Genomic DNA, 16918 nt, shown 5'->3' on the forward strand with positions numbered 1-16918 from the left:
GCCGCCGGAGATGACCGGCGGCGTCATGCAACGTTCCTCGGCAGGTGGCATACCCTAGGCGGGCGGCGTCAGCTTTCCTTGGCTTGCTGACGCAGCATGAATTTCTGGATCTTGCCTGTGGAGGTCTTCGGCAGCTCGGCAAACACGATGCGCTTGGGCACCTTGAACCGCGCCAAGCGCTCGCGACAGTGTTCGATGATGTCCTGTTCGGTCACCTCAGAATGAGCCGCCTTGAGCTTGATAAATGCACAGGGACTTTCTCCCCACTTTTCGTCGGGCTGCGCCACCACGGCGGCTTCCTCGACGCCAGGATGCGCATACAGCACATCCTCGAGCTCTATCGTCGAGATATTCTCGCCCCCGGAAATGATGATGTCCTTGGAGCGGTCCTTGATCTCGATATAGCCATCGGCATGCCAGACCGCCAGGTCGCCGGTGTGGTACCAGCCGCCGTCCAGCGCCTCTCGGGTGGCGGCCTCATTCTTGAGATACCCCTTCATGACATTGTTGCCGCGCATCATGATCTCGCCAATGCTCTCCCCATCCTTCGGCACAGGCTCTAGCGTCACCGGATCGGCCACACAGAGTGCTTCCAGCATGTGACCACGCACACCCTGTCGGGCCTTGAGGCGGGCGCGCTCCTGCAGCGGCAGCGCATCCCAGGCTTCGCGCCAGGCACACACGGTGACCGGACCGTAGACCTCGGTCAGACCATAGACATGGGTCACGTCGATTCCCATCGCTTCAACGCCCGCGATCACCGCCGCTGGCGGTGCTGCGCCGGCCGTCGTCGCCTTGACCGGATGATCGATGGGTCGACGGTCTGCCGCCTCAAGGTTGACCAGGCCGTTAAGTACGATCGGCGCCCCGCTGAAGTGGCTGACCTTCTCGTCTGCGATCAACTCCATGATGCGCTTGGGGTCAACCTTGCGAAGGCATACGTTGACCCCGGCGTTGGCGGCGATGGTCCAGGGAAAACACCAGCCATTGCAGTGGAACATGGGCAACGTCCACAGGTAGACGGGATGGTGTGGCATGGCCCATTCAAGAATATTGCTGACCGCATTCAAGTAGGCGCCTCGGTGATGGTAGACCACCCCCTTGGGCTTGCCGGTCGTACCCGAGGTGTAGTTCAGCGAGATCGCGTCCCACTCGTCCTCTGGCAGCCGATAGGGATACTCAGGGTCACCCTCCGCCAACAGCGCTTCATACTCCAGCTGCCCCAGACGCTCGGCGTTCCCCTCGAACTCAGGGTCCAGCACATCAATGATCAAGGGGGGCTGCTCGAGGCCTTTCACCGCCTCGCCCACCACCTCGACGAACTCGGGGTCTACCAGGATGGCCTTGGTCTCAGCATGCTCCAGCATGTAGGCGATGGCCGCCGCATCCAGGCGAATGTTCAAGGTATTCAGCACGCAGCCTGCCAGGGGCACGCCGAAGTGGGCCTCGAACATGGCCGGCACGTTGGGCAACATCACCGATACGGTATCCCCCTTGCCAAGCCCGCGCTGCTCCAGCGCCGAGGCCAGGCGACGGCAACGCTGCCAGGTGGTGGCCCAGTCGCGGCGCACCTGTCCGTGCACGATGGCAGGCAGATCGGGATAGACGCTGGCCGTACGTTCGATGAAGGTCAACGGAGAGATCGCCACATGGTTGGCTGTGTTGCGTGGCATCCCCTGGTCATAAAGACTACTCATTAGTAACTCCTTATTTTATGGCGCATGTTGACCCAGTGACGGCCTGCGTCTTCCGTTGGCGAAGGATAAATGGCAAGTGGAATGGGCCTGAAACAAAGATAGCCGCCGAGAAGGCTCGGCGGCCACGAGATCACGCGAGTGACAGTGACAGCCAGTCCTGGTAACCGGCTTCGATCACAGACCGTTGCGCGCGCCCTTTGGGCAGCCATTGACGAATCGCAAAGTCGGCACAGACCAGCTTGCGACGATAGAACTCGTCATCCTGCCCGGCGTCCAGAGCGGCTCGTGCGACCAGAGCCGCACGCCCCATCTGCCATGCACACAGGACGTGTCCTGCCAATGACAGCAAGGGAGTGGCGTAGGCTTGCACCGCATCCGCTCCGCTGTGTTCGTCGCTGCCCTCTTCCAGCACCCTGGCAAGGCAGGCCCGGAGATCCTGGGTCACCGCCGCCAGCTCATGGCCCAGCTTTTCGAGTGACGGGTGAGACCCCAGCGCCTGGGCGGTGCCATCGACGTCATCCAGCAGGCTCGACATCGCCGCGCCACCATCACGTTGCAGCTTGCGCCCGGCAAAATCTAGGGCCTGAATACCATTGGTACCTTCGTAGATCGGCGCGATGCGCACATCTCGCAGCAGCTGGGCAGCACCGGTTTCCTCGATAAAGCCCATGCCGCCATGCACCTGCACCCCCATGGAGGCAATCTCCACGGCCTGGTCGGTGGAAAAGCCCTTGACCACCGGAATCAGCACATCCACACGGGCCTGGGCGGCCTGTCTGACGCTGGCATCATCGTGATGCCGTGCAACATCCAGCTGCTGCGCACAGAGCAACGCCAGGGCGCGCAGGGCGTCAGTCCGGGTCCGCATCGACAGCAGCATGCGGCGCACATCAAGGTGTTGGGCGATATCACAGGCCTCGCCACCTCGGGCTGGCGGTGTTCTTCCCTGGGAGCGCTCGTTGGCGTAGGCCACGGCATGCTGGCAGGCACGCTCAGCCACACCGATGCCCTGAATCCCTACCTTGTGACGTGCCTCGTTCATCATGGTGAACATATGATTCAGGCCGCGTCCGGGTTCACCGACCAGATAGCCGATGGCCCCGTCCTTTTCACCAAAGCTAAGGGTGCAGGTGGGGCTGCCATGAATCCCCATCTTGTGCTCGATGGACGCGCACACGACGTCATTGCGCTCGCCCAGACTACCGTCTTGATTGACCACAAACTTGGGTACCAGAAACAGCGAGATGCCCTTGTTGCCTTCGGGCGCATCAGGGGTGCGTGCCAACACTAGGTGGATAATATTGTCCGCTGCATCGTGCTCCCCCCAGGTAATGAAGATCTTCTGACCGAACACGCGGAAATGATCGCCCTCTGGCACCGCTCGGGTGCGTACGCGTGACAGGTCAGAGCCTGCCTGGGGCTCGGTCAGGTTCATGGTACCTGTCCAGCTACCCTCGACCAGACGCTCCAGGTAGCGTTCGCGCAGTGCTTCATCGCCATGGTGCGCCAGTGCTTCGATCGCACCGGCTGTCAGCATAGGGCACAGGCCCAGCGCCATGTTGGCGCCATGCAACATTTCCTGGACAGCACTGGCCACCACCTCCGGTAACCCTTGTCCGCCCAGCGACTCGGACACACCAATGCCATTCCAGCCGCCTTCCGCGTAGGCCTGGTAAGCCTCAGCAAACCCATCCGGCAGCGTCACCCCGCCGTCGTCGCGTCGCTGGCAGCCCTGGCGATCCCCTGTGGCATTCAGGGGCCCCCACACATCGGTGGCTAGCTTTCCGGCTTCTTCCAGCACGGCATCGATCAGATCAGGACTGACCTCGCCGAAGACCGGCAGGTCCAGGGATTTGTGCTCAAGCAACTCACTCAGCACAAAGGCCATGTCTTTCAAAGGAGCGGCGTAGGGATACATGGGGGCACCTCATGAAAACGATACCCGCGATAGTAGATTCCCTAGTCGACGCAAACTATTGGGCCAAGGTCGAAAAACCGTAAAACGGTGATCTTCGACAAGGTCCATGCTCAGACCGGCAAGGTGCACGCACTGAGATGGGGCCAGCAACTGACCAGGACCAGGCCCCGTGGCGACGCCCTGTCAGTGCTCGGCAGACATCCTGCCGTACACAGAGGTGACGGGGCATGCCCCCAGGGGGAAGGAATAAGGGATAAGGGATAAGGGAGAGTAAAGAAGCGAGAAGCGATGAAGGCGGTAATCAGAACGGAGGCTGCGGCAAAGGGGTCAGAGAAAAAAAGTGGCCAGAAAAGACAGCGCCGCCGCCCGAAGGGGCGACGGCGGCATCAGGTCGCGGGTCTCTGTTATGTCCTGACTGGCCGTGAAAGGCCAAGACATCAGAGCGACGACCCTACCGGACCCGTAGATCAGGGTGTCTGGCGAATGACATCGGTACCCTCGGGAATATCGAACTGGTAGCGCCCGTCGTCGATCTGGCCATTCTGCTCGGCGTTGTCAAAGGCAATCGCCGTGCGTTGGCCGGTGCTGTCGGTCATTTCCAGTGCCGCCAACTCCTCGCTGTAGAAGGTCAGGCGCAGGCTTTCAAACAAGGTGTCGGCCGCCTTGGGTTCCAGCGTGAAGGTCTCCGAGGTGCCTTGCTGGGAGCTCGACACGTTATAGCTATCGGTCAGCTCGCTGGCACTTCCCGACAACAGCAAGGCAGGCGTGTGCGTAACGCGCTCGTCCAGGGCCTGGATAGTAGCTTGCTGCAGGTCCGGGTCGAACAAGGTGACTTCGCTGCCGTCCGATACCACCACCTGCTCATACGGCGCCTCTACCTCCCAGCGGAACTTGCCGGGACGTGACAGCCACATGTGACCCTCCGTACGCTGCAGTCGCTGACCGCTGCCGTCCAGAATCTGCTGTTCAAAATCGGCAGAGTAGGTGTTCAGCGGCTCCAGCATGCGCGTCAGTCGCTCGGCACCATCCGCCAGCGCAGTAGCAGGCACCGCAAGTGCCAGTGCCAGCGTGGCCAGGCCGGAAGTCAGGGTAAGGCGTGCAGGCATAGCGTCTCTCCGTCGATATGGTCGATTTCCCTGTCGTGCCGAAGATGCTCCGGCATGAACGGGCATGTCCCTTTGAGCCCAGTATGCCTGGCAAGTTGCCATGGGTCTCAAACGCAACCGTCTATTGCATGGTCGTTTCATGGTAGCGCCGCATGCGTCGCCAAAAAGCGACGCATGCGACGATCGGGGGCTAGCCTCCTGCGGGAGGCGGTGCCAGCACTTCACGTCCGCCGTTGGTGCCCATGGAGGACACGACACCGGCCATTTCCATGGCTTCCACCAGACGCGCAGCCCGGTTGTAGCCGATCTTGAAACGCCGCTGCACGGCGGAGATAGATGCGCGCCGCGACTCGGTAACAAAGGCCACCGCCTCGTCATACAGCGCATCCTGTTCGGCATCGCTGTCGTCACCGGAGCCCTCAGCCTCCAGCCCGGTCAAGGCATCGGCGGAGACACCCCCCGACAGGATCTCGTCAATGTACTCAGGCTCGCCACGGCGCTTCCAGTCCTCGACCACTCGGTGAACTTCGTCATCGTCGACGAAGGCCCCGTGAACGCGAGTGGGCTGGCCCGAGCCGGCCGGCAGATAGAGCATATCGCCGTGACCGAGCAGGTTTTCAGCGCCGCCCTGGTCGAGAATGGTGCGCGAATCCACTCGCGACGACACCTGGAAGGCCATGCGCGTGGGAATGTTGGCCTTGATCAGGCCGGTCACCACGTCCACGGACGGACGCTGGGTCGCCAGCACCAGATGGATACCCGCGGCGCGCGCTTTCTGGGCCAGCCGAGCAATCAGTTCCTCGACCTTCTTGCCGACGATCATGAACATGTCGGCAAACTCGTCGATCACCACCACGATGTACGGCAGCTTTTCCAGCACCGGAGGGGTCTGATGCATTTCCCACGGCTGAGGCTCCCACAACGGATCCGCCACCTGGGCGCCGGCACGCTCGGCTTCATCCAGCTTGCTGTTGAAGCCGGCGATATTCCGCACCCCCATGGCCGCCATCAGCTTGTAGCGGCGTTCCATCTCGGCCACACACCAGCGCAGCGCGTTGGCGGCTTCCTTCATGTCGGTGACGACAGGCGCCAGCAGATGCGGGATTCCGTCGTAGACCGACAGCTCAAGCATCTTGGGATCGACCATGATCAGGCGTAATTCGTCAGGGGTCGCCTTGAGCAGCATCGAGATCAACATGGCATTGACCCCGACGGACTTGCCCGAACCGGTCGTGCCGGCCACCAGCACGTGAGGCATCTTGCCCAGGTTGGCGACCACCGCCGCTCCCCCGATGTCCTGGCCCAATGCCATGGTCAGAGCGGAGGCCTCGTCCTGATAGCGATCCGAATCGATCACCTCGCGCAGGCGAATCATGGCCCGGTTGGGATTGGGAATCTCGATCCCCACGGTGGGACGCCCCGGAATCACCTCCACCACGCGGACGCTCTTGACCATCAGCGAACGCGCCAGATCCTTGGCCAGGTTGCTGATCTTGGACACCTTCACTCCCGCTGCGGGCTTGATCTCGAAGCGGGTGATGACCGGACCCGGCCAGGTGTCGACCACCTCGGCCTTCACGCCATATTCGCGCAGGCGCATTTCCAGCAGCTCCGCCATGTCGGCAAGCTGCTCTTCGGTGTAGTTGGGCTGGTGCGGCTCGGGCGGCGTCAACAGTCGCAGACCCGGCAAGTCACCATCGGGCTCGGGCAGATCATCGAAGCCGGAACGCTGGTTCTGCAGGTGCTCCACGGTCCACAGCGTCGGGCCGCCCTGATCGGCCGCTTCCCGCCCCTGCTCCGCTGTCGCCACATGGGGAGTGGCCGGCGCATCGCTATCCTGGTGGTGGACATGCCCGCGGTCCTCGGCCGATGGCTCAGCTGAAGAGGCGTCGGCCCTTGGCGGAGCCTCTGCCGCCGTCACAGACGACTGCTGGCGACTGTCCACGGTGGGCTGCGACACGCTGTCATGGTGAGCGCTCACCACCCGCCGAGGGGCCTCGTGCGTGGATGACAGCAGTCCAGCGCTGGACGCCAGGGCGCCACCAGCCAGCGCGCCGCCGTCGTCTGGCAACACCGGCTCGGGGATATCCTCCGCCCGCCTTTCTTCGCGCTGAGGCGCTTCAGGGGTAGCAGCAGCGGGAGCTGCAGCGCCAGCTGTGGAGGAACCAGCTGTGGCGGAACCAGCCGTGGAGGGCCCAGTTGTAGAGGGACCAGCTGTGGAGGATGCAGCTTCGCTGGGCGGCTGCGGGGCGTTCGTACTGTGCTGTCCCTGATTCGTACTGTGCTGTCCCTGAATAGCAGCGCCCCGAATAGCAGAGCCCTGAGGTGGCGCTTCGCCCTCGGCGTGAGCCGGCGACGGAGGCTGCGATGTCGTCGCACCGGCGTCAGCGGCATCTTCGGCTGCACGCTGGCCCGCGTGATCTTGAGGCGCCGGAGAGGCTGATACGCCGCTCTGCGCGGTTTCAGCGTCAAGCCTGCGCTCCTGGGCCTCGGCACTGGTGCTTTCTGGGGCCACGCTGCGCGTCTCATGGGGCATCGAGGCCGCCGGCTCAGGGGCTGTAGCCCCGGCGGCGGGCTCATCGCGCTCAGCGCGCAGGGCAAACGTTGGCTCAGCGGGCTGGCGGGTGTCACGCCTGACGTCAGCGGAGTGTCGTGTTGGCGAGCCCGTAACCGTATCGTCACTCGCGCCTGTCCCGAGACTCGCGCCCAAGGTGGGCTCCCGGCGCTCGCGGGCTGAGGTTGGTGCACTGCCAAAAGACGGCTCACGGCGAGCGGCTGTCCCAGCCTCCCTTTCGTGTTCCCGAGAGGGGCTGACAGAATCTCTAGCAGCGGGGGCAAGCCCATGACGCTCATCAGCACCCAGGGCAGGCGATGGCTCCTCCCTGCTTGCCCTCAGCCCAATGGAGGGCTCAGTGGCCGCGCTGCTATGGCCGGCTGTCGCCAGTCGTTCGGTATAGGCAGCCCCCGGCTGTTTGGCTGACGGCGTGGATTCCGCCACCTCCCATGGAATATCGGTGCCGTCCTCGGTGTCCCACTGCGGGCGCTCGGAGGCGACATCGCGACGACGGCCCAGCAAGCGCTGCCACCAGGCAGGCTTGGTCGCGGCGCCGTCTTGCTCGTCTTCGTCCTGAATGTCGCGCTGGGCGTGGTCCTCGACCGATGACTCCACACGATCTGCCTCAGCATCCGAAAGAGCCGGATCCTGGGCCTGCTTGCGCGCGGTGATGGCCTCGTCGGAGGCATCCTTGCCGCCCGCGAAACGCGCCTTGATCCAACGCCCCAACAGCAGGCAACGATGACCGGCCTCGTCCATCACGTTCAGCCAGGACAAGCCGGTGAACAATGGCATCCCGCCCAGAATCCCGACGACCGCCAGCAGCCCTGTGCCGCCATACCCGACTAGCGGGCGCAGCGCACCGACCAGCCCCACGCCAAGTATGCCGCCGGTGGAATACGGCAACACACTTTCCGGGTGGTTGAAATACAGCGCGCCGAGAGTCGTCGATCCCAGCAGCAGCAGCACCAGGCCGCCACAGCGAACGGCTAGCGCAGTGGCATCCCACTCAAACTCGACCCGCCGGGAGCGAATCAGATACCACGCCGCGAACGCCAGCATTCCCGGCCACCACAGGGCACTGACCCCAAACAGCGAGTACAGCACGTCGGCTAGCCAGGCGCCGATCGGCCCCATCCAGTTGGCGACGTCGGTTTCAGGACCGCTGCTCGACCAGCCAGGATCTGCAGGTTCAAAGCTGAACAGTGCCAGCAACAGGAACACACAGGCGGCCAGCAGCACGATGATGACACCTTCCCTGGCAGAGCCGTGCAGACGCAGGCCAACTTTCTTGGCGGTCTCCTTGGCAGCTGCCGCCGTCGCTCGAGACGACACAGACTTCTTGTTGGCACTCAAATGGCCTTCCCCTTGCGCCATGGCGGCGTCTTCCATCCTACTGACTGGCCCTCATGATACCGAGCCAGCCGGTGAGCGAATAGGCCCCAGACGGCTTGAGCGTGCCGCCATCTGGGGGCACACTCGCCTGTTGATCAAAAACCCTGTTGAAGGGAGCCCCATGCTACCCTGGCTATCCCCCTACCCGGTCGCCTTTCCCAGCGTCGAGACGGCCCTTGACGACCCCGACGGCTTGTTGGCTGCAGGGGGCGACCTGACCCCCGAATGGTTGATTGCCGCCTATCGTCGCGGCATCTTTCCTTGGTACAGCGATGACCAGCCCATCCTGTGGTGGAGTCCGAATCCTCGCATGGTACTTCGTCCCGACGAACTGCGCGTGCGTCGGAGTCTGTCCAAACGCGTCCGCAATGCAGGTTTTACGGTCACCGCCAATCGCGCCTTCACGTCGGTGGTTGCCGCCTGCGCTGCTCCCCGAGGTGGCGACCAGGATGGCACCTGGATCATCGACGAGATGCGCCGCGCCTATGACCAACTCCACCGCATGGGTGTGGCTCATTCGGTAGAAGTATGGCGTGACACCACTCTGGTAGGCGGGCTGTATGGTGTAGCACTTGGTCCTGTGTTCTTTGGCGAATCCATGTTCAGTCGCGAGGCTGACGCGTCCAAGATCGCCCTGGTCCACCTGGCACATGCGATGCAGCGGGGAGCCGGCAAGCTTATCGACTGCCAGATGCAGACCCCGCATCTGGCCAGCCTGGGCGCTAGAGGTATCGCCCGATCCGAGTTCATCGGCTATCTTGAGAAGTGGCTGGATGGCCTGGACACAGACGCTCTGGTCACGCCTGCGTGGTCTTTTGCTGACGTGGCTTGCGTCGACAACGTCTGACTCGGCGCTTGCCATCGCAGTGGGTGCATCGCCACGCCCCCTGCTGTGGGAATCATTGAGTTGAGATGATTGAGTTGAGGTCATTGCAGCTCAGACCACGGCAGTTCAGACCACAGCAGTTGAGACCATGGCAGTTGAGACCATTGCAGCGGGTCATGCCTTTGCCTGACGACCGACGAGACGCCATCCGACAGGGAGACGGCCGCCTTGAGCAGCAACACACCGCGGCAACCGGTCCGCGACCTGAGGTTTTTCCTCACGGTGCCACACGCTTGCAGCTACCTGCCAGAAAAAGAGGCGACCACGCTGTTCCTTGATCCCAAGGAATCGCCGGGGCCGAGTGTATATGATGCGCTGACGCTGCTCGGCTTTCGGCGCAGCGGGCTTCACCTGTACCGCCCCCACTGCGAAGGCTGCCATGCCTGTGTCTCGGTGCGAATTCCTGTCGCGGAATTTCGCCCAAACAGGAGCCAGAAACGCTTGATGCGGCGCAATGCCGATCTGACCGTCGATGTGGTACCTGCCCGCTTCGACTCTTCCCACTATGATCTCTATGCGCGCTATATCTGCACTCGCCACCACGATGGCGACATGTTCCCCCCAAGCCATGAACAGTACCGCACCTTTCTGAGTCTCGACCAGCCTTATGCCCGACTGCTGGAGATGCGACTCGACGACAGGCTGGTGGCGGTCTCCGCCTTCGATGAACTCGGCCACGGCCTGTCAGCCATCTACACCTTCTTCGACCCCGAGCAGAGCCTCGAGAGGCGATCCCTTGGCACCCAGGCGGTGCTCACCCTGATCCAGATGGCGTCGGCGAAAGGGCTTGACCACGTATACCTGGGTTACTGGATCGAGGCGTGTCGCAAGATGAGCTACAAGAGCAACTTCACTCCCCTCGAAAGGCTGGACGGACGCCTGTGGCGCCGGCTGGTACCTACCGAACACGGCTGAACGCCTGGCGCTGTACCGCCCTGAGTCGCGCCAGGGTCGCCACTGCTCACTCGATCCAGACAGCCTATGCCGCCAGCAACGACGGCATGCCAGTGACAGGGTAAACGCCAAAGGCGTCAGACCTCAGCCTAGACATCTGCCGTTTTTTCAGGCAACTCACTTTGCCATCTGCCCCAGCATCCGGCAGAATATCGCGCTATCCTGACCAGAGTAACGGCAGTCGCGCCGCGCGGTCGGGCATCACTCTGTCTACACATGCGAGGATTCGCCTATATGGCACGCGAAGACCATATTGAAATGGAAGGCGTGGTCGTCGACACGCTTCCCAACACCATGTTCCGGGTCGAGCTGGAAAACGGCCACGTGGTCACCGCCCACATCTCGGGCAAGATGCGCAAGAACTACATCCGCATCCTGACCGGGGACAAGGTCAAGGTCGAGTTGACTCCCTATGACCTGTCCAAGGGTCGCATCGTATACCGTTCTCGTTGAGATCGGCCGGCGTCAGCGCTTTGCGTAGACGCCACTTGCCGGTATCGCGCCCGTCGGGCGTGCCCGCCTCGCCGGCAAGCGCAGCTCCCTGATATTCGGGTCAATGCCCATCGGCATTCGGCCCCTATCGCCCAGTGCTGGAGCACACCTGACACTGGTGCTGGATAACACCGGAGCCTGGCGCAAACGCCGCCTGCTGCGCAGCCCACCCCTGCCACGATTTATGTAGCAGGGTGGCGCTTGGCGTCCGGAACTCGCCTGCGTTTTTCACACCCTGCCGCCTTGCTGCCCTGTCCCGTGGGCAAGCGAGCCAGCAGGCGATACCTACAAGAACGCCCTGTCATAAGACAGGGCGTCATCTCTTGCGTCAGCGGTGTCCTCAAGACTCGCTGCGGCCTAAACCAGAGAGCTCAGTCAGGGCGCATCGGCCAGCTCCACATCGGTGGAGAGATGCAACTCGCCACTTTCGAGGCTGACATGGACAACACCCCCGTGCTCAGCCAGATCTCCAAACAAGATCATCTCGGCCAAGGGCTTCTTCAGCTTCTCCTGAATCAACCTTGCCATCGGGCGAGCTCCCATGTCCGGGTCATAGCCCATGGTCGCAAGCCAATCTCTCGCCTCGTCATCGACTTCCAGCTGAACACGTTTCTCGTCTAGCTGAGCCTGCAGTTCCACCAGGAACTTGTCGACCACGTTGCGCACCACCGGCTTGGGCAACGCCGAGAACTGGATAATGCCGTCCAGGCGATTGCGGAATTCCGGTGTAAAGGTCTTGCGAATCGCCTCCATGGCATCGGTGGAGTGATCCTGGGTCTGGAAGCCGATGGAGCGGCGCGTCGCGATCTCCACACCCGCGTTGGATGTCATGATCAGGATGACATGACGGAAGTCCGCCTCGCGACCATTGTTGTCGGTAAGACGCCCGTGATCCATCACCTGCAGCAGCAGGTTGAACACTTCCGGGTGTGCCTTCTCGATTTCATCCAGCAGCAGCACGCAATGGGGCTGTTTGGTCACTGCTTCTGTCAGCAGGCCGCCCTGGTCATACCCTACATAGCCGGGAGGTGCGCCGATAAGACGTGAAACGGTGTGCCGCTCCATGTACTCCGACATGTCGAAGCGCAGCAGCTCGACGCCCATGATGTGCGCCAGCTGGCGAGCCACCTCGGTCTTGCCCACTCCCGTCGGGCCAGCAAACAGGAAGCTGCCCACTGGCTTGTCAGGAGACTTGAGCCCAGCGCGAGAGAGCTTGATCGCCGCCGCCAGGCTATCAATGGCCTCATCCTGGCCGAACACCAGCATCTTGAGGTCGCGATCCAGATTCTCCAGCAGCTTGCGATCGGAGCTGGACACGCTCTTCGGCGGAATTCGAGCAATCGATGCGACTACCGCCTCGACCTGATCCACATCGATGGTATCGACACGCATCTCGGGCGGCAGCAAGCGCTGGTGAGCGCCCGCTTCGTCAATGACATCAATGGCCTTATCCGGCAGGAAGCGGTCGTTGATGTAACGGTCGGCCAAGCGGGCCGCGCTGTCGAGCGCAGCATCGGTGTACTTGAGCTGGTGATGCTCCTCGAAGCGCGAGCGCAAGCCCTTGAGGATCTTGATGGAGTCTTCCACCGAGGGAGCCAGGACGTCGACCTTCTGGAAACGACGCGCCAGCGCCCGGTCCTTCTCGAAGATCCCGCGGAACTCCTGGAAGGTGGTCGAACCGATGCAGCGCAACTCGCCGGAAGACAGCAGAGGCTTGAGCAGGTTCGAGGCATCCATCACCCCGCCAGAGGCCGCCCCCGCGCCGATCACGGTATGAATCTCGTCGATGAACAGAATCGCGTTGGGCAACTTACGCAATTCGGCCAGCAGGCTCTTCAAGCGCTTCTCGAAGTCACCGCGATACTTGGTACCCGCCAGCAGGGCGCCCATATCGAGGGAGTACACGACGGCATCCCCGATCACGTCGGGAACGTCCTCCTCGACGATGCGCTTGGCCAGGCCCTCGGCGATGGCTGTCTTGCCCACCCCGGCCTCGCCCACCAGCAGCGGATTGTTCTTGCGACGGCGTGCCAGAATCTGCACCACACGCTCAAGCTCGTGGTCACGGCCGATCAGCGGATCGATCTTGCCCATACGCGCCTGTTCGTTGAGGTTGGTAGCAAACCCGGTCAACGGGTTGCCGCCGGCCTCGGTGCTGCCATCTTCAGCATCTTCTGCCTCCGGCGACGATGCCGCCGGGCTTTGACCGTGACCGGTCACCTTCGAAATACCGTGAGCGATATAGTTGACGGCGTCGACACGGGCCACGTTCTGCTGCTTCAGGAAGTAGACCGCCTGGCTCTCCTGCTCGGAGAAGATGGCCACCAGCACGTTGGCGCCCGTCACTTCGCTCTTGCCTGAAGACTGCACGTGGAAGACCGCACGCTGCAGGACACGCTGGAACCCGAGGGTCGGCTGCGTCTCGCGCTCGGTCTGGTCTTCCGGAATCAGCGGCGTCGTGGAATTGATAAAGTCCTGCAGGTCAGACCGCAGCTTGTCGAGGTTGGCCCCGCAGGCACGCAGCACGTCTGATGCTGGCGCATTATCCAGAAGTGCCAGCAGCAGGTGCTCCACGGTCATGAACTCGTGGCGCTTGGAGCGCGCCACGGTGAAGGCCGTGTTCAGGGTCAGTTCAAGTTCTTTGCTCAGCATGGCAGTCCCCTTCTCGCCGCCTAGGGCTTGCGTCGGATCTTTTATGGTCCGGCACCATCAACATCGGGTACAAATGGCGCCGTTGCAAGTTCTTCGTCAACGAAGGACGCGTCTCCGTTAACGCATGTGCCGCCTCATGCGCCCACATCACAGGCAGATCAGCGATTCTCAGGATTCCACCTAGTCCGCCGCTTCTATATCGCTCAGCAGAGGATGCTGACACTCCCTGGCATACTCGTTGACCTGGTGACTCTTGGTCTCGGCAATGTCGTGGGTAAAGACGCCACAGGTGGCTTTGCCATGGCTGTGCACTGTCAGCATGATCTGCACGGCCGTCTCGCTATCCAGGTGAAAGAACGTCCTGAGAACCTCCACCACAAACTCCATGGGGGTGAAGTCGTCATTATGCAAGACAACCTTATACATGGGTGGCTTGGCTAACTCAGGATCGGCTTCCTGAGTGGCCAGGTCACCGTCGTCCTGTTCGTCGGGCTCTCCCGGCGGACGCGTCATTCCTGCCACCGGCATCTGGATCCAGAGCGGATCCTCGTCTCTTGCGTTGAACATAGGCCTCACACTGTCAATCGGGTGCCCGCGCTCACCCGCGTCGAGCATTGGACGTCTGGGGCGCGGTAGGGTTCCCTCTCATTATCGGGAATCCCGACGCGGCTTTCACCCTCTACGCGGACAAAATGCAAAAGGCCCTCGCCGGCGAGGGCGAGGGCCTTGTCTGTCAGCACTGACAACGAGCAGGACGGCTCGTCGCTCGGTGCAGTCGCTTACATGTTGTCAGCGACAGCCTGACCGAACTCAGAGCACTTGAACAGCGTGGCATTTTCCATCAGGCGGTGGAAGTCATAGGTGACTTCGCCCTTGCTGATGGCTTTCTCCATGCCTTTCAGTACCAGATCAGCAGCCTCGACCCAGCCCATGTGACGCAGCATCATCTCGGCAGACAGGATCAGCGAGCCCGGGTTGACCTTGTCCTGGCCAGCGTACTTCGGCGCAGTACCGTGAGTCGCTTCGAACATGGCAGTGGTGTCGGAGATGTTGGCGCCCGGAGCAATACCGATGCCGCCGACTTCAGCCGCCAGAGCGTCGGACAGGTAGTCACCGTTCAGGTTCAGAGTCGCGATGACGTCATATTCGGCCGGACGCAGCAGGATCTGCTGCAGCATCGCGTCAGCGATCACGTCCTTGACCACGATGTCCTTGCCGGTCTTCGGGTTCTTGAAGGTCATCCAGGGGCCGCCATCGAGGAGCTCAGCGCCAAACTCTTCCTTGGCCAGCTCATAGCCCCAATCCTTGAAGGCGCCTTCGGTGAACTTCATGATGTTGCCCTTGTGCACCAGGGTCAGCGACTCGCGGTCGTTGTCGATGGTGTACTGCAGGGCCTGGCGCACAAGACGCTTGGTGCCTTCCTCGGACACCGGCTTGACGCCAATGCCGCAACCCTCGGGGAAGCGGATGTTGGTCACGCCCATTTCTTCGCGCAGGAACTTGATGACCTTGTCGGCCTCAGCGGTACCCGCCTTCCACTCGATACCGGCATAGATATCTTCAGAGTTCTCGCGGAAGATAACCATGTCGACGTCAGCGGGCTTCTTGACCGGGCTAGGCACGCCTTCGAACCAGCGCACCGGACGCTGGCAGACATACAGGTCCAGCTTCTGGCGCAGTGCGACGTTCAAGGAGCGGATACCACCGCCCACCGGCGTGGTCAGCGGGCCCTTGATGGAAACGATGTATTCCTTGACCGCTTCCAGGGTTTCTTCCGGCAGCCAGGTGTCCGCGTCATAGACGTGGGTGGCCTTCTCGCCGGCGTAGACTTCCATCCAGTGGATCTTGCGCTCGCCGTTGTAGGCCTTCTGCACAGCGGCGTCGATGGCGATCTTCATCGCCGGGGTGACGTCGACACCGATACCATCACCCTCGATGAACGGGATGATCGGGTTGTTCGGCACATTCAGGCTGTTGTCGGCGTTAGCGGTGATCTTTTCGCCGCCCTCAGGGACGACAATTTTCTGGAAACCCATTGAGAACTCCCCTGTCAGGTCTATTCAGTGGAGCGCGGAGTATAGCATTACCCCCAGCGCCCGGAGTAGGCTTTGTCGACAATCTTTGCAAATGACCGCACGAGCCCCGTCAGACGGGCCTCGTCAGGACTACCGAGCCAGCCCATGAGTCAACTCTACCTGCTGCACAAGCCCTACCGCGTGCTGTCCCAGTTCACCGATGAGCAGGGACGCGATACGCTGGCGTCGCTCATCGATGTACCCGACATCTACCCTGCCGGACGTCTCGACTACGACTCGGAGGGGCTTTTGTTGCTCAGCGACGACGGTGAGTTGATTCATCGTATCAGCCACCCCCGCCACAAGCAGCCCAAGACGTACCGTGTGCTGGTTGAAGGACAGGCGGATCAGCGCGCTCTGGACGCCCTTGCAAAAGGCGTCACGCTCAAGGACGGACCGACCCGACCTGCCAAGGTACGACGCCTTGTCCACAGCGGCCTGCCGGAGCGTGAACCACCTCTCGACCCGAAACGCCATCCTGATACCTGCTGGCTGGAGCTGACCATCAGCGAAGGGCGAAACCGCCAGGTGCGCAGAATGACAGCACACGTCGGGTACCCCACACTTAGACTTGTACGGGTGGCCATTGGCCCATGGAACCTGGACGGGCTGGCGCCGGGGCAATGGCAGCGTCAGACGCTGCATGCACCCAAGCGCCCGAGAACCGCATCCCCAGCGAGGAGACGCCGATAATGCGATGGACCCCTTATGTGACCGTGGCCACCGTGGTCGAACGCGCCGGGCGCTTCTTGATGGTGGAAGAGGACCATGGCGGCCCTCATACCCTGTTCAATCAGCCCGCAGGCCATCTGGAACCCGGTGAGCGCATTCGCGATGGCGCACTGCGTGAAGTCGCCGAGGAGACCGCCTGGCGGGTGGGTATCACCGACTATCTGGGCATGTACGTGTATCAGACCAAGGACGGCAAGGCGTTTCACAGCCACGCGTTTCTGGGCATGGCGCTGGCCCACCTGGGTACCGAGCTTGACCGCGATATCCACGCCATCCACTGGCTGACCCTGGAAGAAATCGAAGCACTGGATCGGGACGGACGTCTACGCAGCCCTCTGGTGCTTAAACGTATCCGCGATGCCCTGGCTGGCAAGACCTTTCCCATGGACGTGCTCCACGAGCGGTGAGGCTTCGGTTGAGCGCCGCATTTCGTGTATAATATCCGCCCCTGCACCAC

12 protein-coding genes are annotated in these 16918 nt (G+C 62.1%); 5 read left to right on the forward strand and 7 right to left on the reverse strand.

Annotated features, from left to right (window positions below; genetic code table 11):
• Positions 1-68 precede the first annotated feature (68 nt).
• The 4 genes from JF545_RS18030 to JF545_RS18045 form a co-directional block, all read right to left on the reverse strand.
• On the reverse strand, positions 69-1697 hold the full coding sequence (locus tag JF545_RS18030) for an acyl-CoA synthetase (RefSeq protein WP_206944355.1): 1629 nt from the start codon (positions 1695-1697) through the stop codon (positions 69-71).
• A gap of 130 nt (positions 1698-1827) precedes the next feature.
• The gene (locus JF545_RS18035) at positions 1828-3615 is read right to left on the reverse strand and encodes an acyl-CoA dehydrogenase (protein ID WP_206944356.1); all 1788 of its coding nucleotides are present in this window, start codon (positions 3613-3615) and stop codon (positions 1828-1830) included.
• A gap of 467 nt (positions 3616-4082) precedes the next feature.
• The gene (gene lolA, locus JF545_RS18040) at positions 4083-4721 is read right to left on the reverse strand and encodes an outer membrane lipoprotein chaperone LolA (protein WP_206944357.1); all 639 of its coding nucleotides are present in this window, start codon (positions 4719-4721) and stop codon (positions 4083-4085) included.
• Between the two features lie 190 nt (positions 4722-4911).
• On the reverse strand, positions 4912-8652 hold the full coding sequence (locus tag JF545_RS18045) for a DNA translocase FtsK (protein ID WP_206944359.1): 3741 nt from the start codon (positions 8650-8652) through the stop codon (positions 4912-4914).
• A gap of 139 nt (positions 8653-8791) precedes the next feature.
• On the opposite strand from JF545_RS18045, the gene aat reads away from it, so the two are divergent.
• The 3 genes from aat to infA all read left to right on the forward strand — a co-directional run bounded on the left by aat (position 8792) and on the right by infA (position 10963).
• Entirely contained in the window at positions 8792-9517 is a 726-nt protein-coding gene (gene aat / locus JF545_RS18050) for a leucyl/phenylalanyl-tRNA--protein transferase (RefSeq protein WP_206944361.1), read from the forward strand.
• Between the two features lie 207 nt (positions 9518-9724).
• Positions 9725-10471 carry an arginyltransferase gene (locus JF545_RS18055; RefSeq protein ID WP_206944362.1) on the forward strand — a complete coding sequence of 249 codons (747 nt, stop codon included), beginning with the start codon at positions 9725-9727 and terminating at the stop codon, positions 10469-10471.
• Between the two features lie 273 nt (positions 10472-10744).
• Positions 10745-10963, forward strand: coding sequence for a translation initiation factor IF-1 (infA, locus tag JF545_RS18060; protein ID WP_013332816.1), 219 nt, complete (start codon positions 10745-10747; stop codon positions 10961-10963).
• Positions 10964-11377: 414 nt separating this feature from the next.
• On the opposite strand, the gene clpA is transcribed toward infA, so the two are convergent.
• From clpA to icd, 3 genes are all read right to left on the reverse strand, one after another.
• Positions 11378-13654, reverse strand: coding sequence for an ATP-dependent Clp protease ATP-binding subunit ClpA (gene clpA / locus JF545_RS18065; RefSeq protein WP_206944364.1), 2277 nt, complete (start codon positions 13652-13654; stop codon positions 11378-11380).
• Between the two features lie 180 nt (positions 13655-13834).
• A complete protein-coding gene (gene clpS / locus JF545_RS18070; protein WP_206944514.1) occupies positions 13835-14182 on the reverse strand; it encodes an ATP-dependent Clp protease adapter ClpS in 348 nt (115 codons plus the stop codon).
• Between the two features lie 251 nt (positions 14183-14433).
• The gene (gene icd / locus JF545_RS18075; RefSeq protein WP_206944366.1) at positions 14434-15690 is read right to left on the reverse strand and encodes an NADP-dependent isocitrate dehydrogenase; all 1257 of its coding nucleotides are present in this window, start codon (positions 15688-15690) and stop codon (positions 14434-14436) included.
• 144 nt (positions 15691-15834) lie between these two features.
• Between icd and JF545_RS18080 the strand changes: the two genes are divergently transcribed.
• The gene (locus tag JF545_RS18080) at positions 15835-16422 is read left to right on the forward strand and encodes a pseudouridine synthase (protein ID WP_206944368.1); all 588 of its coding nucleotides are present in this window, start codon (positions 15835-15837) and stop codon (positions 16420-16422) included.
• Entirely contained in the window at positions 16419-16868 is a 450-nt protein-coding gene (locus JF545_RS18085; RefSeq protein WP_206944515.1) for an NUDIX domain-containing protein, read from the forward strand. The genes JF545_RS18080 and JF545_RS18085 overlap by 4 nt, the downstream gene beginning before the upstream one ends.
• The last annotated feature ends 50 nt before the right edge of the window (positions 16869-16918 follow it).

It is taken from the genome of Halomonas litopenaei (assembly GCF_017303055.1).
Taxonomy (GTDB): Bacteria; Pseudomonadota; Gammaproteobacteria; order Pseudomonadales; family Halomonadaceae; genus Halomonas; species Halomonas litopenaei_A.